Here is a 19,871-nt window from a genome sequence, read left to right as displayed (position 1 = left end):
TCATTGAATTACCAATTCAATAGGACAAGAACTATATTCAATAAATAAATGTCAAGTTACTAGGGGCTCTTTTGGTCAAGTGAATTTCATAAATGTGTAAATGAAGGGCTTGAATGAGAACAGAGGTATGTCCTGGTTTTGGGAGAACGGCATGTAAATGCTTTAAAGTAGCGACGTAGCAGAAGGCAGAGTCGGGATGATCCAGGGAGGTATTATGAGAACTAAAAGGACGGCGCGTCAGTTAAAGAGCGCTTGGATCGGTTATCGCGCTTCTGAAGCCGATCAACTGATATCTTCATTGCATGAGGAACGGGTACAAGCGGAGGAGTTACTGCGTGAGGAGCGGGAACTTTTCCACGCGGCGCTGGAACGGAAAAAGCAGCGGGATGCGGAGTTAAAGCAGCTGCTTGCAGATGCGCTTGCGGAAGAGCGGCGCTGGATTGAGAGGGCGGGAATTCATGGGTGACAAGCTTAGGTGGCAGGTTGGAGGAGTTTCAATTCGCCAAACCAAGAGAAGAATAAAAGAAGAGCGTCAGCGAATCGAACAACTGCAACAACAGCTAGAGGCTCAGCGGTCAGAGCAGGCCCCGGTGCTGTACAAGCTTGATTTTCATATCGAAGAGTTGGAACGGCGACTTCAGGATACAGAACTTCGTATCCAGGCTATACAGAACGCCAATGATACAGCAGCAGCTGTGGAACAATTGCTGGATGAAGGGATACAGGATGGACAGGTGCAGGAGGCTCAAGTCCAATATGCATCTGGGCAGGAACAGACAGCAGCAGGAGCTGCTATGGGCGCTGCTTCCAGTATCCCTGGTACGGAAGGCGAAGAGGCCGCAGTAGGAACGCAGAGCGGCCGAAACGGCAAGGCCCGTCTGGGAGATCAACTGGTGGAGAACGGGATGATCACCCGCGATCAGCTGACAGATGCCATCCGCAACCAGAAGCGTTACGGAGGCAGGTTGGGCGATATTCTTGTAGAGATGGGCTTCATTACAGCCGAGCAGCTACAGGAACAGGTTGGCGGCGACGAGTCCAAGGAGCGCCTAGGCGATATGCTGGTTCGTTCCGGCTATATATTACCGGAACAACTGGAGCGCGCACTGGAGTTCCAGGCGAAGAGCGGCGGGCTGCTGGGCGACATCTTGCTGTCATTGCAAATGCTGGAACCTGCGGATTTGTACCGCGCGATTGCTACGCAGAACCGAATCGGGCGTATTGGTGAGGAGCTCGCGCTGGATGCGGCGTACAAACTACCCGAGCAAGTGGCAATGGCTTATGGCGTGGTCGTTATCCATCAATATATGAACCGATATATTGTGGCGGTCAGCGATCCGCTGCCAGAAGAGCGACGCTTGAAGCTGGAGGAAATTCTGGGTATGCCGGTAGAGCAGGTGCTTGCTACGAAGGAAGAGATGGAGCAGCTCTGGGGTAAAATCTACGGTGAAGAAATGATGCAGGAGAGCACGACCGGGCTGTTGGAAAAAGAACCGCACAATTCGGCGCGGACGACGTTTACAAAGGGACAACTTTGGGTGTTCGCAGCCATGGGTATGATTACACTGCTCGGTCTCTTCTGGAACAGTTGGAAAACGGTGTTGATCATCAATATGATGATTCAGCTGTTTTACTTTGCGATGACGCTATTTAAATTTGGCATTATTTATCTCGGTTCCCGGCGTGGGGCGCAGCTTCGTTTTACGAAGGAAGAGGTTGACGCCATGGATGAAAAGAACCTGCCGATCTATACCATTCTTGTACCTATGTATAAGGAAGCGGGCGTGCTTCCGATGTTGTTGCGAAATTTGGAGCAGCTGGATTATCCCAAGTCTAAGCTAGACGTGCGGCTGCTGATTGAAGAGGATGACATTGAGACGATCGAGCTACTTCGGGAAATGAAGCTGCCGGCCTATTACACGACACTGGTCGTTCCAGACGGTTTGCCGAAAACCAAGCCGAAGGCATGTAATTATGGACTTATTCGGGCACGTGGCGAGTTTGTCGTGATTTACGATGCTGAGGATCGTCCCGACGCTGATCAGCTTAAAAAGGTCATTGCAGCGTTCGATTCACTCCCTGAGCATTATGCGTGTATTCAGGCGAAGCTCAACTATTTCAATAGTACACAAAATTTGCTGACCCGCTGGTTCACTCAAGAATACAGTATGTGGTTCGAGCTACTGCTGCCGGGTATTATGCAGTTAGATACCCCAATTCCTTTAGGTGGCACATCCAATCATTTTAGGGTATCTGTATTGAAAGATATCAATGCGTGGGACCCCTATAATGTAACCGAAGATGCCGATCTGGGCATACGTCTGTATAAAGGCGGCTACAAAACTGCTATTGTCGATTCCCGCACATGGGAGGAAGCTAACAGCCGCGTGGGCAACTGGATTCGTCAGCGGTCACGCTGGATCAAGGGGTATATGCAGACGTGGCTGGTTCATATGCGCAATCCGGTGAAGCTGGTGCGCGAAGTGGGCTGGAAAGGCTTTTTCGGCTTTCAGGTGATGATTTTGGCAACTCCGATGTTGCCGTTGCTGAATCCAATTTTTTGGGGCTTGCTTATTTTATGGTTTGGCTGGGAATTGTCCTTTATTCCCAAGCTGTTCCCGGGATATGTGTATTACTTGGCCAGCGCGGAATTTTATATCGGTAACTTTCTGTTCGTATTCAGTAACGTGGCCGGAATGTATTGGGTCATCGGGGAACTGGAAGAGCGCGGTGAACGAACATTTTCATACGCGATGGTCAAATACGGGCTACTCTCGCCGTTATATTGGGTACTAATGAGTATAGCTGCGGTGAAAGCAGCTTGGCAGCTCATTACCAAGCCGTTCTATTGGGAAAAGACGACACATGGTCTGACCGATATGCACGACTTGGATGATACCCCGGCACAGTCCTCCTGAATATGAAGAAAGAAGGAGCAAGAATGGAGACAAAAACACCTTTTTTATCCGTCGTCATTCCCATGTACAATGAAAGCTCGCATCTTGAGCGTTCACTTAAGGTGATTGATGGGGTACTGTCTGTTGTCACCTCACGCTATGAGCTCATCATTGTAGATGATGGTTCCAAGGACGATACGTGGCTTAAATTGTCTGAATTATCCTATCGTATGCCCTCTTTGCTCGCGCTCCGGTTGAGTCGGAACTTCGGTAAGGAGCTGGCGTTGTGCGCAGGTCTGGAAAATGCCTCTGGCGATGCAATCATTGTCATGGACGGTGATTTGCAGCATCCTCCTGAGATGATTGGAGAAATGGTGCGTTTATGGCAAAATGAAGGTTATGATTTGGTCGAATGTGTAAAAGAATTCCGGGGAGAAGAGTCGGTGGGCAAAAAGCTTGGAGCTTCTTTGTTCTACGCGACCTTGAACCGCTTGACGGGCTTTAATCTCAAGGATGCCTCCGATTATAAGCTACTGGATCGACGAGTGGTGGATGCCTGGATGGCGATGCCAGAGCGGATGCCGTTTTTCCGCGGGATGACGGCCTGGCTTGGTTTCCGTAAAACCCAGATTTCATTCCGGGTGGCTCCACGCGAAGAGGGTCCAAGCCGCTGGAGTCCGTTAGGGCTGACTCGACTGGCAGCAGAAGCGATCGTTTCGTTTTCGACAGTACCATTACGGGTAGTAAGTCTGATGGGCCTCATTTTTATGCTGATTTCAGTCGTATTGGGGATTCAGACCTTAATGCGTAAATTAATGGGTGACGCTGTGACCGGTTTTACCACTGTCATTTTGCTGCTCTTGATTATCGGCAGTGTACTCATGCTGTCGATCGGAGTAGTAGGAGAATATATTGCCGCCATATATCACGAAGTCAAAGCTAGACCTCGCTATCTGATAGCAGATAAACGGGCAAATGCTGACCGATTGTGGGTGGACAGGGAGTTTAATCAACATGATCAGACGTTCATATCTAAAGTATCCAATCATTAAATACGGGATTGTGGGCCTGCTGGGTACAGGTATCCATGTTGGTGTACTTGTGCTGCTGGTGGAGCTGTTTACGGTACCTGCAGTAACAGCTACTACAATAGGATTCGTGGTTACGCTGCTCGTCTCGTATGTGCTGAACCGAAACTGGACGTTTGAGCCTACCGGTGAGGGAAGCCGCACCCAGTTTCTTAAATATTTATTGGTCTGTACCTGTGGCTTGCTCTTAAATGCCGCTCTGATGTACGTGACCATTCACTGGATCGGTTGGTCGTATCTGATCGGTGAAGTACTAACTACCATCATCGTGCCTGTTCATAATTATTTTTGGAACCGCTACTGGATCTTCTCCGTTCCGCAACAGCGTCAGAAAGAGGTTTCATGATTTTAAGAAAACACGGAAAATTGCTATCATTGTTTGCTTGTATTACTGCTCTTGAACTGGCTGTGGGTGTGTATTTTGCATGGCATCTTGGCTATATGCATACCGATGCGCTCAGTCGAGTGGCTAATGCATTTTATGTGCTATACAGTCGTGACCCACACTTGGGTGCTATCGGGTTTGTATGGAATCCGCTGCCCAGTTTGATGGAGCTGCTGGTGCTGTTGTTGTATCCTTTATTTCCGGTACTCGCTTCCCACGGGCTGGCGGCAGTGATTGTGAGCAGTCTGTTTGCAGGGGCGAGCGCGGCATTGTTGTATGCAACGGGCAAACAGTTGGGGCTTCACGGTGCAACCAGTTTGCTGATTGCGCTATTATTTTCACTGAATCCATTTATGTTTCTGTTTGGCTTCAACGGCTTAAGTGACTCGCCATATATCTTTTTCATTCTGTTGACAGTGAGTCGATTTTGTATGTGGTTGAAGGATCGCAAGGCAGCGAATTTGATCGTATCCGGTTTTGCGCTTGCATTGGCATTTTGGGTACGTTATGAAGCGGTCCCGCTTGGCGTTGCGATGGCTGTGGGTGTATTGCTGACGATCTTTTCTCTGCATCGGTGGCGTACAAACAGAGAAAGGGTTAGAACGGAATTGTCTTTAAAAGAGCGCCTGTACAAGGTGGAAGCGACATGGCTTCTATTGTTGTTGCCACTTATCTTTTCCGGTCTGCTGTGGCTCTTTTTTAACTGGATTATCATGGGCGATCCGCTTTACTTTTTACGCTCGCAATATTCCAATTCCACACAATCCGCGGCTTTGTTGGAGGATCAACGCTTTGTGGCCATGTTCGCCCACCCTGTGCTGATGCTAAAGTTCATCGGGCAACGAACCTTATGGTATGCTGCTCCGTTGATTGCCATTTTGCTCATACGATTGTTGGACAAACGTCTGTTGAGTTGGAGTACGTTAACGCTACTGGCCATTTTTTTATCGGTGCCAGGACTTCAGCTTTTGCTGATGCTCATGCAGTCTTCTTTTGGCTGGTTCCGATATTTTATGTATGTATTCCCGATTACGGTAGCTTGGTTGCCATATGAGCTAAGTTTATTGAAAGGAAAAATGAGGGGGATCGGAATCTCACTGGTAACAGCAGGAATGTTGGTAACAGCAGGCTTGTTATCCTACGCACTGACGAACCCCGCGATTGCAGCAGATGAACACAGCTATTTGACGCATAGTGGTAATGAAAGCTACGAACGTCAAATTATTGAGCGGAAAATAGCGCCGTGGCTGGATGAGTATTATGGTTCATCTCTCATTTTGACAGATTCTTATGCCGCCTATCCGATCATTTTGAGCAGCAAAATTCCGAAGAAGTTTATGATTACGAGTGATTATGATTTTGGGGAATCTTTAATGGATCTGCCTGCTTCCAAGGTGGATTATGTCTTGGTCACGCGCGTGGTGGATGGGGTACCGCTGGATCAGGTGAACCGGAACTATCCTGATTTGTTCGAAAAGGGAGCGTCGTGGGCCTCACTGGTACATGACTTTGACGGGCAGTGGCGACTGTACAAAATAGAGCATGAAGAATCGAAATAATGATTATATTTTAGTGTATCGTAGCGGAGGGAAGAATACAGCTGTAGGGTGTGAGTAAGCTACAGCTGTATCACCGCAAGAAGTTTGAGGGGGAACGAGAGGAATGTCCTTTCGCAAATGGTCTGCAAGCAGATGGATGGCTATAGGTCTGTTTGTATTTATACTTGCATTGGAGCTGTCTGCGGGTATCTATTTTAGCTATGTTCTGGGATATATGCACACAGACGCGCTTAGTCGCGTAGCTAATGCATTTTATGTGTTGTACAGCCGCGACCCGCATTTGGGCGCAATCGGATTTATCTGGAATCCACTACCCAGTCTTCTGGAAATGGTGATTCTACTGCTGTATCCAATCTTTCCGGCATTAGCCACCTATGGATTGGCTGCTATCATTCTTAGTGCTACATTTGCCGCTTTGACCGCTATGTTGCTGTATCGGGCGGGGGTCAGAACAGGGCTTAGCTCAGGGATGAGCATCATACTGGCACTGTTGTATGCACTGAATCCGTTTATTTTACTGTTTGGTGCCAATGGGCTGAGCGATTCGCTATACATATATTTCATTATGATGACGGTGATTGAGTTTGCATTGTGGCTCAAGGATCGCATGACGGCAAGTCTGATTGTTTCTGGATTAGCGCTTGCCATGGCGTTCTGGACTCGCTATGAAGCGGTCCCTCTGGGCGTGGCAATGGCGGGTGGAGTGGTATTGGCGATCATGTTTCTACATCGAAACATGGGCAGACGCGAGCTGGCCTTGCGAGAAAAACTGCACAAGGTCGAGGCAACTTGGTTACTGCTTCTGCTCCCCGTAGTCTTTTCCGGGCTGTTGTGGATTTTCTTTAACTATCTCATTATGGGGAATGCTTTTTATTTCCTGAATTCGGAGTATTCGAACACGGCCCAATCAGCAGAACTGCTGAATGATGATAAGTTTGTAGAGATTTTCTCCAATCCGCTGGTGGCTTTAAAATTTATCGCTTCCAAAACACTCTGGTATTCCGTACCGTTGTTTGCTATTCTGATCATTCGTCTGTTGAGTGGACGCTTGTTCCGATGGGGAACACTGATTATTTTGCTGTTGTTCCTGTCAGTGCCCGGGTTGCAGTTTTTACTCATGATGAAGCAATCTTCGTACGGATGGTTTCGTTATTTTATGTACGTGTTCCCAATTACTGTAGCTTGGTTGCCCTATGAGCTGAGCCAGCTTCAGGGACGATGGCGGAGGGCAGCCTTTGGCCTGGTGTCCGTCAGTCTGCTGCTTACCGCTGGATTACTTTCCTATGCGTTGACTCGCCCGGATATTGCACCGGATGAGAACAGCTTTCTCACACGGACAGGTAATGTGAACTATGTGAGACAGGAGTCAGATCGTAGGATTGCCGTTTGGTTGGATGAGCATCTGCCGAAGTCTACCATTATGACCGATTCGGCTTCAGCTTACACCATGATTGTCTACAGCCAACATCCCAAACGCTTCCTGATCACCAGCGATTATTCGTTCAATAAGGCATTAAGTTATCCGCAGGATTACCATGTGGATTATATCCTTGTACCTAAGATCATGTCAGGCATGCCACTGAGTAAAATCAATATGGTATATCCGAATTTGTATGAAAAAGGCGCTCCTTGGGTTCAGCTCGAACGTGAGTTTAACGGTGAGTGGCGCTTGTACAAGGTGCTACCCAAGTCACTAACTAAAGGATCTCCATCAACGGAGACCACGACAAATCCCTAATGTGTATAATAAATCCCCGAGCCTATCCCTTCGCCATGGTGCGATGAGGGAAGTTGCGGGGATTTTTTAACCTGCTTAGTGCTCTTTGAGCGGTAGCCATGCCAGAACATCCTGAATTTTCGCGTCCCAGTATCCCCATTCATGCGCTCCAGGACCTTCTTCGTAGGTCAGCGGAACCCCGACGGTACTACATGTTTCACGAAAAGCCTGATTTCCCTTATGGAGGAAATCCTCTGTGCCGCAGCATTGGTAAAGCCGGGGAAGTGAGGTCCCCAAGGCAGCATGACGTTGTAACAGTTCAAGCAAGTCGTGATCCGTTCCACGTATTTCATCTGGACCAAAAATGTTAAGCCATTCCGTTGGACTCATCGCATTTTGCATAGGATCGGTGCGTGATGCGTGTAAATCCATAACTCCCGAGAGGCTGGCAGCGGCTGCAAACCGCTCTGGATGCTGGAGTGCCAGTTTGAAAGCACCATATCCACCCATAGAAAGTCCGGCTACAAAATTATCTTCACGCTTGTCGGACAGAGGAAAGAATGAACGTGCCAAAGCTGGCAATTCTTCACTGATAAAGGTCCAATAAGCTGCTCCTTGCTCCATATTCGTATAGAAACTCCGATGTACTTGGGGCATAACGACAGCCAGGCCCAATGAGGCCACGTAGCGTTCAATGGAGGTTCGACGCAACCAGGTTGAATCATCGTCCGATAGGCCATGCAGCAAATACAGCGTCGGATGTGGCCCGGTTCCCTGCTTGCCCTCTAGTCCAATTTGTGAACGGGTTGCCTGAGGAAGAATAACATTCATGGATGTGCTCAGACCAAGAACTTCCGAATAAAACTGACATTGAATAAGAGCCATAAGAAGACCTCTTTTCCTAGGGTTTGTGCCTCATTGCGGTGTTCAGCATATGACTGAGTATTCATTCAGTATACCTTAGCCTGTCTAAATATACATATCCAAGTGATCAACTAGGTATTAAGTCCCGTTTCTTATTTATCCTACATTAGGAGGGGGTATGGTTATATGGGACGATTTTTTTAATTTGGGGGTTATTTGGGTTTGATTTCTGGTAAAGTGTTTAAAAAAGAATGATGAATCCAATCAGAGGAGGAATTTATAGCATGGGAAAAAAGTTAAGAAATACAGTTACAGGTGTATTGAGTACAGGTCTTATTCTTAGCGCATTCAGTGCAGCGGCAGCTGCTCCTCAAACTACAAATGGACATTGGGCAGGAGATCAGGTGCAACGCTGGTCAGCCACAGGACAATTGGACGGCGCGGTAAAACCGGATGCGGCAATCACACGTGCAGAATTTATTGTTCTTCTGAACCGCAGCTTGGGTACGTTCACACAGGATACTCCAGCTGTGACAGACGTAACGTATGCGGACAGTGTAAAAGTAAACGGTAATGGAGGCAGAAAGTTCACAGATGTACCAGCTTCTCACTGGGCATACAATGAGCTGACAAGTGCCGTGAATGCAGGTTACATAAGCGGCTATGCAGATAACAAGCTCAAACCAAATGGTAAGGTAACACGCCAAGAGGCTGCGGCTATCGTAGGCAAAGCTATTGGATTGACTGCGGGTAACGCAGCAGATGTTACTAAATTCATTGACTCCGACAAAATTGGATCTTGGGCAAAGAAAAGTGTAGCGGCAGCTGCGGAGCAAAAAATCATCAACGGCTATCCGGATGGTAAATTTCAGCCACTGAAGTCGCTGACTCGTGCAGAGGCGATTGCTATTCTGGACGCTGCTTCCGGCTACAACCTGAGCCCTGTTGATAATCTGACGACGACTCCTGGTGGAACGGTAACGGATTCCACATACAGCAACGTAACAGATTCCACTTATGGCAACACGTCGACTACTTCTGGCAGCGAAACAGAAGATAGCAGCACAAATACCAGCACAGATAGCACGACTACGAACAACTCTACAACAATAGATACCAACACAGATACAGACACAACTACAGATAGCACTACAGACACAGTTGCAACTACGGGAGCACTGAAAGTCAACAATGTGTATGACGGAGAAAGTACAATTACGGGGACAGCTAAAGCAGGTTCCACAGTAACCGCTTATTCCAACGAACTACCTATCGGCAGTGCAGTAGCCAAAGGTGATGGCACATTTAGTATCAGTGTGCTTACTCAAAAAGCAACCGTTAGGCTGGTAATCCAAGCTGAAGATGCAGACGGTAACAAAAGTGAGCCTGTAGAAATTTCTGTTTTGGGTAAACGCAGCGAGTAATTTATAGCTAAAATCCCCCTTTCACTCTGTCTGGAACAAGTCCAGCCGACAGTGGAAGGGGGATTTTTCGTTTATTCGCTTATACCGTCCTCGACAATAGACTTCTCGGGTTCACGTGTTTGTGGCTCAGACGATGTGCCACCGCCATAACTAGCTATAATACGTTGCTGCGCTCGATACGTATCGCGGCTGATTCGGGTGCGATCTACGGCTTTTCCGTCTACCTTTTTTACCCGAAATGTTTCTACCACATACCCTTCTTTGCCCTGCCGAAGTACTTGATAGAAGCCGGGGGAAAGTGAGTCATTACGCAGCCTCTTCTCCGGTATGGGAAGTACGCGAACCGTATGGGATTCCAGTTCATACGAAACATTGGACGGAAATGTACCAAAAAATTTAACAGTAAGTGTTCGGTTTTGGACAGCGGCACGAAGTAGCAAATGTTTGCCTGTATTGTTTTTAAAACGGAAATTAATGGACCCTGTGGCGAAAGTCGCATCCTGACCTTTGGGCAGGTAGCTGACCGGCAAGGAATGGTTGCGGCGCTCAACAATGTCCAAACCGACTCGCAGCGCTGCATTATACACCGTGCTGGATACCTGACAAATCCCGCCGCCTATACCGGACTCCAACTGACCGTTCACGATCACTGGAGCTTCACGAAAGCCATGAGTGCGCCCAGCCTTGGCAATCAATTGGCCATAGTCGAACATGTCACCAGGCTTGAGAATTAAACCATCAACGGTGCTTGCCGCTGAATTGACGTTATACACGCGTCCTTCTGAGCTGCTGCCGAGACTGGTGGAGAACTGGACGATTTTGCGCTCAATCCCTTCGTTACGCAGACTGTCTACCGAAATTTTCGGCTCCAGCTGACGGAACGGTAATTCCACTCGTACCGGCTCTTCAGAAGCAGTAAAATCCTTGGGCAGCGCCTTTTCCAGGGCAGCATCCAGTTTGGGCCAATCCAGACGTCGCGCAGAGCGCCCCGGAATATAACGTACCTGATCATTCCCGTCAATCTGTCGCACAGCATTGGTAGGCATGCCATATCGTTGCTCCTCCCAATCGGCTCCGAATTGGGCCCTTAATATCTCCTCCTGTCGGAAAGATGTGATAGACCATTCCTTCTCAAAGCTAAAACGTGTCTGCACACGAGTCCATAGATGCTCCGAGCTGAGTGCCGTCACGGCATTCTGAAATGCCTCCGCTTTATAATGAATTCCTGCTTCTCCGAGTGTAATTTTTATATCCTGTGCACTGCTGTCACTGTCCGTCAGAAGTAGTGGACGTTGCTTCAATGCATCCAATTTTTTATCCACCAGCCGAAGAGCGGCTGTGTGATCCATGCTTCCTACGTTAATTCCTCCGACCCTCACTCCCTCCGGCAGTGTTTGTCTGTCGGCGTACAGATGAAGTCCTCCCCACAACATGGCTAGCGCCAGAACACCAGACCATATCCAAATGACAGATAAATGAATTTTTTTCATAATGCAGATGTCTCCTGTCTGATAAGCTTGATAGCGTACTCGTGTGCCATAATATTCATATATATGTGCCAAAAGCAGAAAACTTTCGGTACTATTTAGGTAACAAATTTGTTACAATGATAAACGGTATGATGAAATAGAGAAGTTTTTAAAGGAAATGCATGGAATATGTCGAATGGATATTAGGTTATGCGTAATATGATTAAGCAACGGGAAGTGATCGAGTGATTGAAATGCAGGATGTGTGGAAGACCTATACTAACGGAACCCACGCACTTCAAGGAGTATCGGTCAGAATTGACCGCAATGAATTTGTATACGTAGTCGGCCCGTCTGGAGCGGGGAAATCGACTTTTATGAAGCTTATTTATAGAGAAGAAGTACCTACCAAGGGGCAAATTTCAGTCAATGGTTTTAATATCGGGAAGCTCAAGCAGCGTAAAATTCCCTACGTTCGTCGTAACATCGGAGTCATTTTTCAGGATTTCCGACTTTTGCCGCGTTTGACGGCTTATGAGAATGTGGCTTTTGCTATGGAAGTTATTGAAGCTCCCAAGAAGCTGATTCGCAAACGGGTACCCGAAGTGCTTGAACTGGTTGGCTTGAAAACAAAAATGAATCGTGAGCCTGCCCAGCTTTCCGGTGGGGAGCAACAGCGTGTAGCGATTGCACGGGCCATCGTAAACAATCCTTCCGTGATCATTGCCGATGAACCTACGGGAAATCTGGACCCGGAAACATCGTGGGAGATCATGCAGTTGCTGGACGAAATTAATTTTCGAGGCACGACCATTGTGATGGCGACCCACAATAAAGACATCGTGAACTCTATGCGTAAACGCGTGATTGCCATTGAAAATGGCAACATCGTAAGGGATCAGGTAAGAGGGGAGTACGGATATGACTTTTAACACCTTCTTACGTCATGTGCGGGAAGGTTTCAAAAACATATTCCGCAATGGCTGGATGTCCGTGGCATCCGTCACCTCGATTATTGTGTCACTGCTCATATTGGGCGTATTTATCATGCTGGTGCTCAACGTCAATTCCCTGGCTGATCAGGCAGATAGTCAGGTGGAGGTTAACGTATTTCTGGAGCTGAATGTAGAGCAAAACATGCGTGAAACACTGCAAAAGGAAATCGCGGCGATGCCAGAAATCAGCAAAACGACCTTTGTGACTAAAGCTCAGGGTTTGGAAGAGCTGCGCAAAGATTTGGGTGACAGCGGCAAGGAGCTGCTGGAGGGTTTTGACAAGGACAGCAATCCACTGCCGGACAAAATTGTGGTAGAGGTTATTGAACCAACAACGGTTCCATTTGTGGCCGAAAAGATTGAGAAGCTGAATACGTTGCATCCAGAGAAACCGATTTTAAAGGTTCGTTATGGAAAAGGCACCGTAGAGACGCTCTTTACGATTACGAAGCTCATTCGTAATGTAGGCTTTATATTCGTCGCCGGACTGGCGATCATGTCCATGTTCCTCATCTCGAATACGATTCGCGTGACCATATTGGCACGACGAAGAGAGATTGGCATTATGAAGCTGGTCGGTGCGACCAACTTTTTTATACGATGGCCGTTTTTTATTGAAGGAGCGCTTATTGGTCTCATTGGTTCCCTGATTACCGTGGGTATTTTATTTACTGGCTATCAGCGTTTGCTGACCGCCGTTCAGGGCGATATAGCTCTGAATATGTTGAAGCTTATGCCACTTGAAGGCATTTGGATTCAGTTGAGTGCATTGCTGATTATTTTGGGGATGCTGGTCGGAATTGTTGGCAGTACCCTGTCCATGCGCAAGTTTTTAAAAGTATAAGAAGCGCTGGTTGGACGTCGTGGTCGATATAAATTAGTACGGGGAAGCCCGGTGTTATTTTGCGATAAAGGATGGGGAGTGCAAGTTGAAAAAAACAGGATCTGTGTTGGCCGCTACCTTGGTAGCCGCATTGCTAATCCAGCCTTCTGACGGATATGCCAAAAGCATGAGTGAGATCAATTCGCAGCTGAACAAATTGGAAAAGCAGGCCCAATCTGCCAAGCAACAACAGGAAAAGGCTGCTCAAGATAAACAATATGCCCAACATTACAAAAATAAAACCGTGCAAAACCTGAAAATTGTGCTTGCTCAGATTAACAGTGTCAGTGATCAGCTGACTCGTGTTGCGGTTCAGATTGATCAAACGGAAGATAATCTGCGTGCGACTAAAAAAGATTTAGCTGAGGCAATTGATCGTATCCAGTCACGGGAAAAAATGCTGGAAACTCGTGTGCGTTTGATGTATACGGATGGAACAGTCTCATATATGGACGTGCTTATGTCTTCGTCCAGTTTTAGTGACTTTCTCAGCCGAGTAGATTCCCTGAAAACGATCGTGGAGCAGGATCAAATCCTGTTGGACGAGCATAAAAAGGACAAGGCTCTGGTCGTAAGTAAGAAGAAGCAGCTGGATACGGAATATAAAAATGCCAAGAAGCTGTATGCGCTCAAGCAGGGCGCCAAAGCAGAACTGGATTCGAAGGAGAAAGAGAAGCAAAGACTGATTTCCAATTACGATCATGATATTGCGGAGTCAGATGAAATCAGCGAAGAGCAAAATGATATGCTGGTAGCCCTTGCGAATAAACGTGTGGGTCTGGTGCAGGAGAAGAACAAGCTCAGAGCGGAGCAGGCTGCCAAAGCCGCACGCGCTAGAGCGGCTGCACGTGCAGCTGAAGCCAAACGATATGCATCCTCTTCCTCAGGCGCCGCCTCGAATTCCAGCCATGCGGCAGCCAGTACGTATACGGGTGGATCAGGTACATTGGCTTTACCTGTATCTCATTACAGACTCTCATCTACTTTTGGCATGCGGGTACATCCGATTACTGGCAAGCTTAAAGGTCACACAGGTATTGATATGGCGGCTCCGCAGGGAACTGATATTCATGCAGCTGAAGACGGTGTTGTCATTGTTGCCGAGTGGTGGAGTGGCTATGGAAACACAGTTGTAATTGACCATGGAGACGGACTATGGACCCTATACGGACACATTCGCAATGGCGGTACGGTGGTTCATACGGGGCAGACTGTGAAACGTGGTCAAAAAATTGCAGAAGTTGGTTCGACGGGTAATTCCACAGGACCCCACTGTCATTTTGAGGTGCGCGAAAATAACAAACCTGTAAATCCGATGAACTATTTATAGTAAATAAGGTAAGCCCTATTTATAGCCATTACGGTTGTAGATAGGGCTTTGCTGTAATATTTAATATCCGATGAAGAACATGTGCATTGAGACACGGAGTAGGATACAATTAACATATTCCGTACAAGCTAGACGTATACTTCGTGGATGGATATGCGTTGTAAGGCAATAGGATACAAGATAATGAGAAGGCGGTGGACGATTAGATGTTGAAAAAAAGTACAGCGATACTCTTGATGGTGATCGGACTGCTTGGCGGCAGTCTGCTCACTTTTGCCTATACTGGAACGACTACAGTAGGGAACAGCGCTCTGGGCGAAGGACTGCTGGCGAGTGTGACAGGTAGCAGTTCTACCTCCAGAAGTGATATCCGCAAAATCGAGACGGCGATGGACCTGATTCAGGGACAATATTATCAGGATGTGGATCGTACCAAACTGGTGGATGGCGCCATCAATGGCATGATGGAGTCGCTCGGCGACCCGTATTCCTCTTATATGGGTAAAGAAACTGCACAACAGTTCGAGCAATCTATAGAAGGCTCTTTTACCGGGATCGGAGCTGAAGTAGCGGCTGAAAACGGGAAAGTAGTTGTAGTCACGCCAATTAAAGGCTCCCCGGCTGAAAAGGCAGGGCTGCGCTCTAAGGATATTATTTTGTCTGTTAATGGTGAAACACTGGACGGATTGGATCTGAACAAGGCTGTTTCCAAAATCCGTGGACCTAAAGGCAGTCAGGCGAAAGTCAAAATTCAGCGCAGTGGCTCTCCTGATCCGCTCGAATACACGATTACCCGTGACAACATTGATATGGAAACTGTAACAGCTCATATGGAAAGCGACGGTGTAGGCGTCATCACGATCACCCAGTTCTCCTTGAATACAGCAGAACGATTCAAGGAAGAGTTGGCGAAGCTCGAGAAGCAAGGACTAAAAGGGCTCGTCATTGACGTGCGTAATAACCCGGGCGGCGTGCTTTCCGTTGTCATTGAGATTGCGCAGCAATTTGTACCTTCCGGCAAAACGATTGTACAAGTGGAAGACAAGAATCAGAAGCGTGAAGAAGAGAAATCCAAAGGTTCACGCAAAAATTACCCTGTGACTTTGCTAATGAATAAAGGTAGCGCAAGTGCGTCCGAAATTCTGGCAGGTGCTCTCCAGCAATCAGCAGGTGCTGTGTTAATCGGGGAAAATTCCTTTGGTAAAGGTACTGTACAAACCAGCTATGACAAGCAAATGGGTGATGGTAGCCTGCTCAAAATCACGATTGCCAAATGGTTAACACCAAATGGAACGTGGATTCATAAAAAAGGGATTAAGCCGAATATCGCGGTGGAACAGCCTGAATACTTCACAGCAGCACCGCTAAACAAGGAAAAGTCCTTGAAATACAATATGAATAGCAGTGATGTGAAAAATGCACAAATCATTCTGCAAGGTTTGGGTTACAAACCAGGTCGCGAGGATGGCTATTTTGACAAAGTAACTGAAAGCTCTGTTGTTGCTTTTCAAAAACAAGCGAAGCTGACGGCTAGCGGCATCATTGATGCGAAGACAGCAGCAGCGATGGAAGCCAAGCTGATTGAGAAAATTCGTGATCCGAAAAATGATAATCAACTCAAGCAGGGGATTGAAGAGATTCGGAAGGAAATGAAGACAAGCGTAGCGAAATAATAGTGAGGCTACAACAAGGGGGCTGGAAACAGCCTCCTTTTATATTGGGATTTATTTACAGTCTGTCGGTTTGTCTTCCCTACGTTGGCAATTTCATATAGAATAAATGGATATGAAATGTACGTGATCCGCTATACAGCGGGCCAGGGGCATTAAGGAGTGTGAATGGACTTGGAATGGGCATTACAATGGGGATGGAGCGTCTTGAATGCTTGCCTGCACCTGCTTTTGCAGCCGTTTTATTATATCTCGATACTCATTGTCGCACTTGGTTATCGTCGGCAAATGCTGCTGGAGCGCAAGTTATTTCATACCAAAATGCATAGCTGGGCTGCAGAGACCTGGCGTGTCGTATGGAGTGGTTTGCTTGCTGGAATGGCGTTATCTGCTCTGGGGATGTTCGTCAGCGTGCATCTGAACTCGGCTTCCATCGTATGCCTGTGGGTAGCGACATTACTGCTCATGCTGGTACGCGTCCGTTACCTATGTCTCGCTTATTCGGTAGGTCTGCTAGGTGTGGTTCAATTTTTCCTAAACGTGGCCAGTGGCTGGCAACCTGGGGGAGCGCTCGGAACATCAGTAGCATCTATCCGCGGATTGGATATTCCAGCACTGTTGGTGTTGGTCGCCGTGCTGCATGTGGCTGAGGCGCTGTTGGTTCGCTGGCAAGGGGGGAAAGCTGCCACTCCACTGTTTGTCGAGGGCAAACGGGGAAGATTGGTTGGCGGCTATCGGATGGAAGATCTCTGGCCCATTCCGTTGTTATTGCTGGTACCCGCTCAGGGAGGATTCGTGCTTCCCTGGACACCGTTGTTCGGCGGCGATGCTGGAACCGGGTATATGCTGGCAGCCTTGCCAGTCCTGATGGGCTTCAGCAGCGTGACGCTAGGCCAGCTACCACGACAGAAGGCGGTACTTACTTCGAACCGCTTGCTTCTGTACAGTGTGGCTTTACTTCTGCTGAGCTTGCTGGCTGCATGGTGGAGTCCGCTGATTTTGCTGGCAGCGTTATTCTCCTTTCTGGCGCATGAGGCGCTGATCTGGTATGGTAATATGGAGGAAAGTCGTCTTAGCCCGATGTTTATCCATCCGGAGCAAGGGATGCGTGTGCTCGCTGTGCTGCCAGACAGTCCGGCGACAGCCATGGGCATACTGCCGGGTGAGGCCATTTACCGTGTGAATGGAGTTGTTGTGAATACCCGTGCCGAGTTACACCAGGCCTTGCGGATCAACTCTGCTTTTTGCAAGCTGGAGGTACGCAATCTGCAAGGCGAGAGCAAGTTTGTGCAGCGAGGCATGTACGATGGCGATCATCACCAGCTAGGGGTCGTGCTTGCACCGGATGCAGACGCGAGCTGGGCCGTATCCCTACAGTCGGCCTCCATCTATCGGATTGTTGCCATGCATATAGGCGCACGACGACGTAAAGCTGGACAGGCATCGCAAGCAGAGGGTACACATTTGGATACCATGAACAAATAGATGTTACTACAAGAGGGTAGTCATTATTTGATTAGAGTCGAATAAGGCTACGCTCTTTTTATATGCAGACAGTAGCCTGCTTGAAATCAATATTCTGATCGGTATACAATGAATATGTAATAAGAAGCGTTGATGAACCGAATGTCTATCATGTGTGTCAAGCAGGGAGAGAAGAAGATGAACGCGATTCACTTTATTCGAGAGTACATCAGGCATCCACGCAGCGTAGGCGCTGTTATACCTAGCTCAAGACAGTTGGCCAAACAAATTGCCACACCGATTTACTTTGACAAAGCATCGTGCATTATTGAATATGGTGCAGGGACCGGTGTGTTTACGCAAGAGCTGATTTTGAACAAGCGTCCAGAAACGCTACTTTTAGTGATTGAAGCTAATGAATCGTTTTACAAAACACTACAAAGCAAGTACGGACACTTGGAGAAGGTACACATCATTCATGGGTCAGCTGAGCATGTAGCTCAGTATATACGACAGTATGAAGTCCCAAAAGTGGATTATGTCGTGTCAGGGCTCCCTTTCACCAGCCTGCCAGGCGCGTTATCTAGCCTTATTTTGGGACAAACGGCTGAGGTTTTGGGCCAGGAAGGCAAATTTATTACGTTCCAGTACAGCAAGGTCAAACACAATTTTTTCCGCACCTTTTTTGCTGACATTCAGATTAAAAAGGTAAACTGCAATGTCCCGCCCGCTTATGTGTTCACGTGCAGCCTGTAACCTTGCAGCTATGTAGAGGATTAGAATAAATACGAATGCGATTATACGGATGATTATGAGAAGACTTGATCAGCGTCATTAAGATACTGAAACGGTCTTTTTTTGTTGTGCACTTTCATAGATATATAAGAAGGGGATATGTTAAAAAGCAAAATTCATTTAAGGAATCATATTTTAAAATGGGGCTTAACCTATATATTACATAAGATGGAACCCACTAGATTTTTGAAGGATTCATGATAAATCTGAACTTTTGTTAAAGGAGATTTATATATGGTAAAACCGCTGATATTCATGCGTTGGTGTGAGTACTATAAGTTAAGTGATCGTGAGACGGACTTTGTATCTTTTTTTATGATGAATTTCTCGGCTGCCCGTTCAGGCAATCAACCGAAGCTTAGGCAACAATTTGTTGAAATTCAGAAAAAAACCTTTCCTGAGTACCCGTTTGATATTACCCCGGAAGAACTGGATTACTCCAAATTCGAAGGCTTAATGAAGCAGGTGTTGAAAATTCATTTTGACACGGCCGAGCTGCTATACTCCTTTTACCTCCAAAAGCTGTGCGCACCTTTGGCAGAATACATTTTATCCACTGGAGAATCAGAGCCTGCACGCATCTATTATAAGCTTATTCAAAAGGATAAAGTACGGTAGGAAAGATGGATGTGGATGTATCGTAAAAGCATTGGAAGGCAATGCAGCATTCTTACACCACCGAGATTTAAATGCCGGGGACTCTTCATACCCTTCGTTCCGTTTCTCTCCAGTAAATAGCTGCTACTGATAAAGGAAAATAGATTCTTTTACACCAATATTGCAATCCAAGATAAATACAGCTTGTTTTTACACAGGTAATTCAGATGTGCGTGGGTTTATTTCTGTTGAACATATGTACTAATAGATAACCTATCGAAGTTTGTCCAGTTTCAAAGAAAGACGATGATATAGCTAGAAATTTTGCGGTGAGTTCATGTTCTACTATATGGCTATATAGAATAATCTTTGGATATGGACCTTCCGTCCAACCAATGGTTCGATATGCAGGCTTGGTCGGTAGAACGTATAGCAGAGCTGTACTATTACACATTTATCAACAAGAAGCCGGTAACGGTATTACCTAGATGCAAACGGCAACCCCATCATGTGCGGTGTGAATACGGCTGTTGCAACACTTGAAGATCCGGGCCAATTCTGGATTTCGGACGGAGAGGAGAGTGTAGTCAACCGGATACTTGGAGCTTCGACTGGCGAATTCAAGCGCTTATCAACAAAAACGAGTGGACGAGCTACAATGTGGCAGATGAATACTCCTACGATCCTACAAAAAAATTAATTGGCAGATTAGAGTAAGGTGACGCTGTACCAGA

16 protein-coding genes are annotated in these 19,871 nt (G+C 47.1%); 14 read left to right on the top strand and 2 right to left on the bottom strand.

The window, feature by feature from the left end:
* Window positions 1-214: 214 nt before the first annotated feature.
* The 6 genes from NSQ68_RS23195 to NSQ68_RS23170 all read left to right on the top strand — a co-directional run bounded on the left by NSQ68_RS23195 (window position 215) and on the right by NSQ68_RS23170 (window position 7,667).
* Complete coding sequence (locus NSQ68_RS23195; RefSeq protein WP_069292030.1) at window positions 215-466, top strand: hypothetical protein; 252 nt, start codon at window positions 215-217, stop codon at window positions 464-466.
* Window positions 459-2,918, top strand: coding sequence for a glycosyltransferase family 2 protein (locus NSQ68_RS23190; RefSeq protein ID WP_342427293.1), 2,460 nt, complete (start codon window positions 459-461; stop codon window positions 2,916-2,918). The genes NSQ68_RS23195 and NSQ68_RS23190 overlap by 8 nt, the downstream gene beginning before the upstream one ends.
* A 23-nt stretch (window positions 2,919-2,941) precedes the next feature.
* A complete protein-coding gene (locus NSQ68_RS23185) occupies window positions 2,942-3,949 on the top strand; it encodes a glycosyltransferase family 2 protein (protein ID WP_342427292.1) in 1,008 nt (335 codons plus the stop codon).
* Window positions 3,912-4,331: a GtrA family protein gene (locus NSQ68_RS23180; protein ID WP_025721701.1), complete on the top strand. Its 420-nt coding sequence runs from the start codon at window positions 3,912-3,914 to the stop codon at window positions 4,329-4,331. Before NSQ68_RS23185 ends, NSQ68_RS23180 begins: the two co-directional genes overlap by 38 nt.
* Window positions 4,328-5,929, top strand: a complete 1,602-nt coding sequence (locus NSQ68_RS23175; protein ID WP_342427291.1) for a glycosyltransferase family 39 protein — start codon at window positions 4,328-4,330, stop codon at window positions 5,927-5,929. The genes NSQ68_RS23180 and NSQ68_RS23175 overlap by 4 nt, the downstream gene beginning before the upstream one ends.
* Window positions 5,930-6,032: 103 nt before the next feature.
* The gene (locus tag NSQ68_RS23170; protein WP_342427290.1) at window positions 6,033-7,667 is read left to right on the top strand and encodes a glycosyltransferase family 39 protein; all 1,635 of its coding nucleotides are present in this window, start codon (window positions 6,033-6,035) and stop codon (window positions 7,665-7,667) included.
* 75 nt (window positions 7,668-7,742) lie between these two features.
* On the opposite strand, the gene NSQ68_RS23165 is transcribed toward NSQ68_RS23170, so the two are convergent.
* Entirely contained in the window at window positions 7,743-8,531 is a 789-nt protein-coding gene (locus tag NSQ68_RS23165) for an alpha/beta hydrolase family protein (protein ID WP_342427289.1), read from the bottom strand.
* Between the two features lie 263 nt (window positions 8,532-8,794).
* Here NSQ68_RS23165 and NSQ68_RS23160 point away from each other — a divergent pair, with 263 nt between their 5' ends.
* Window positions 8,795-9,934 (top strand): S-layer homology domain-containing protein, encoded by a 1,140-nt coding sequence (locus NSQ68_RS23160; RefSeq protein ID WP_342427288.1) that lies wholly within the window; start codon window positions 8,795-8,797, stop codon window positions 9,932-9,934.
* A gap of 71 nt (window positions 9,935-10,005) precedes the next feature.
* Here the strand turns inward: NSQ68_RS23160 and NSQ68_RS23155 are convergent, their stop codons facing one another.
* Window positions 10,006-11,424: a VanW family protein gene (locus tag NSQ68_RS23155; RefSeq protein ID WP_342427287.1), complete on the bottom strand. Its 1,419-nt coding sequence runs from the start codon at window positions 11,422-11,424 to the stop codon at window positions 10,006-10,008.
* 224 nt (window positions 11,425-11,648) lie between these two features.
* Between NSQ68_RS23155 and ftsE the strand changes: the two genes are divergently transcribed.
* The 7 genes from ftsE (at window position 11,649) to NSQ68_RS23120 (ending at window position 19,158) form a co-directional block, all read left to right on the top strand.
* Window positions 11,649-12,335, top strand: a complete 687-nt coding sequence (gene ftsE, locus NSQ68_RS23150) for a cell division ATP-binding protein FtsE (RefSeq protein ID WP_023990620.1) — start codon at window positions 11,649-11,651, stop codon at window positions 12,333-12,335.
* Window positions 12,325-13,242: a permease-like cell division protein FtsX gene (gene ftsX, locus NSQ68_RS23145; RefSeq protein ID WP_013312238.1), complete on the top strand. Its 918-nt coding sequence runs from the start codon at window positions 12,325-12,327 to the stop codon at window positions 13,240-13,242. Before ftsE ends, ftsX begins: the two co-directional genes overlap by 11 nt.
* 85 nt (window positions 13,243-13,327) lie before the next feature.
* Window positions 13,328-14,611 (top strand): peptidoglycan DD-metalloendopeptidase family protein, encoded by a 1,284-nt coding sequence (locus NSQ68_RS23140; protein WP_307351566.1) that lies wholly within the window; start codon window positions 13,328-13,330, stop codon window positions 14,609-14,611.
* A gap of 206 nt (window positions 14,612-14,817) precedes the next feature.
* Window positions 14,818-16,284 (top strand): S41 family peptidase, encoded by a 1,467-nt coding sequence (locus NSQ68_RS23135; protein ID WP_342427286.1) that lies wholly within the window; start codon window positions 14,818-14,820, stop codon window positions 16,282-16,284.
* 165 nt (window positions 16,285-16,449) lie between these two features.
* Window positions 16,450-17,766 (top strand): PDZ domain-containing protein, encoded by a 1,317-nt coding sequence (locus tag NSQ68_RS23130; RefSeq protein ID WP_342427285.1) that lies wholly within the window; start codon window positions 16,450-16,452, stop codon window positions 17,764-17,766.
* Between the two features lie 177 nt (window positions 17,767-17,943).
* Window positions 17,944-18,501 (top strand): rRNA adenine N-6-methyltransferase family protein, encoded by a 558-nt coding sequence (locus NSQ68_RS23125; protein WP_029514547.1) that lies wholly within the window; start codon window positions 17,944-17,946, stop codon window positions 18,499-18,501.
* Between the two features lie 273 nt (window positions 18,502-18,774).
* Window positions 18,775-19,158 (top strand): hypothetical protein, encoded by a 384-nt coding sequence (locus NSQ68_RS23120; RefSeq protein ID WP_250240545.1) that lies wholly within the window; start codon window positions 18,775-18,777, stop codon window positions 19,156-19,158.
* Window positions 19,159-19,871 lie beyond the last annotated feature (713 nt).

The sequence above is a fragment of the Paenibacillus sp. FSL L8-0158 genome, assembly GCF_038592965.1.
Lineage (GTDB): Bacteria > Bacillota > Bacilli > Paenibacillales > Paenibacillaceae > Paenibacillus > Paenibacillus polymyxa_D.
The sequence above is the reverse complement of the archived record's forward strand: the minus strand, read 5'-3'. Positions and strand labels throughout refer to the sequence as shown.

Excerpts from the sequence above, each read along its gene's own strand:
- NSQ68_RS23195 (WP_069292030.1), top strand. The coding sequence starts at position 215 with ATGAGAACTAAAAGGACGGCGCGTCAGTTAAAGAGCGCTTGGATCGGT.
- NSQ68_RS23190 (WP_342427293.1), top strand. The coding sequence starts at position 459 with ATGGGTGACAAGCTTAGGTGGCAGGTTGGAGGAGTTTCAATTCGCCAA.
- NSQ68_RS23185 (WP_342427292.1), top strand. The coding sequence starts at position 2,942 with ATGGAGACAAAAACACCTTTTTTATCCGTCGTCATTCCCATGTACAAT.
- NSQ68_RS23180 (WP_025721701.1), top strand. The coding sequence starts at position 3,912 with ATGATCAGACGTTCATATCTAAAGTATCCAATCATTAAATACGGGATT.
- NSQ68_RS23175 (WP_342427291.1), top strand. The coding sequence starts at position 4,328 with ATGATTTTAAGAAAACACGGAAAATTGCTATCATTGTTTGCTTGTATT.
- NSQ68_RS23170 (WP_342427290.1), top strand. The coding sequence starts at position 6,033 with ATGTCCTTTCGCAAATGGTCTGCAAGCAGATGGATGGCTATAGGTCTG.
- NSQ68_RS23165 (WP_342427289.1), bottom strand. The coding sequence starts at position 8,531 with ATGGCTCTTATTCAATGTCAGTTTTATTCGGAAGTTCTTGGTCTGAGC.
- NSQ68_RS23160 (WP_342427288.1), top strand. The coding sequence starts at position 8,795 with ATGGGAAAAAAGTTAAGAAATACAGTTACAGGTGTATTGAGTACAGGT.
- NSQ68_RS23155 (WP_342427287.1), bottom strand. The coding sequence starts at position 11,424 with ATGAAAAAAATTCATTTATCTGTCATTTGGATATGGTCTGGTGTTCTG.
- ftsX (WP_013312238.1), top strand. The coding sequence starts at position 12,325 with ATGACTTTTAACACCTTCTTACGTCATGTGCGGGAAGGTTTCAAAAAC.
- NSQ68_RS23135 (WP_342427286.1), top strand. The coding sequence starts at position 14,818 with ATGTTGAAAAAAAGTACAGCGATACTCTTGATGGTGATCGGACTGCTT.
- NSQ68_RS23130 (WP_342427285.1), top strand. The coding sequence starts at position 16,450 with ATGGACTTGGAATGGGCATTACAATGGGGATGGAGCGTCTTGAATGCT.
- NSQ68_RS23125 (WP_029514547.1), top strand. The coding sequence starts at position 17,944 with ATGAACGCGATTCACTTTATTCGAGAGTACATCAGGCATCCACGCAGC.
- NSQ68_RS23120 (WP_250240545.1), top strand. The coding sequence starts at position 18,775 with ATGGTAAAACCGCTGATATTCATGCGTTGGTGTGAGTACTATAAGTTA.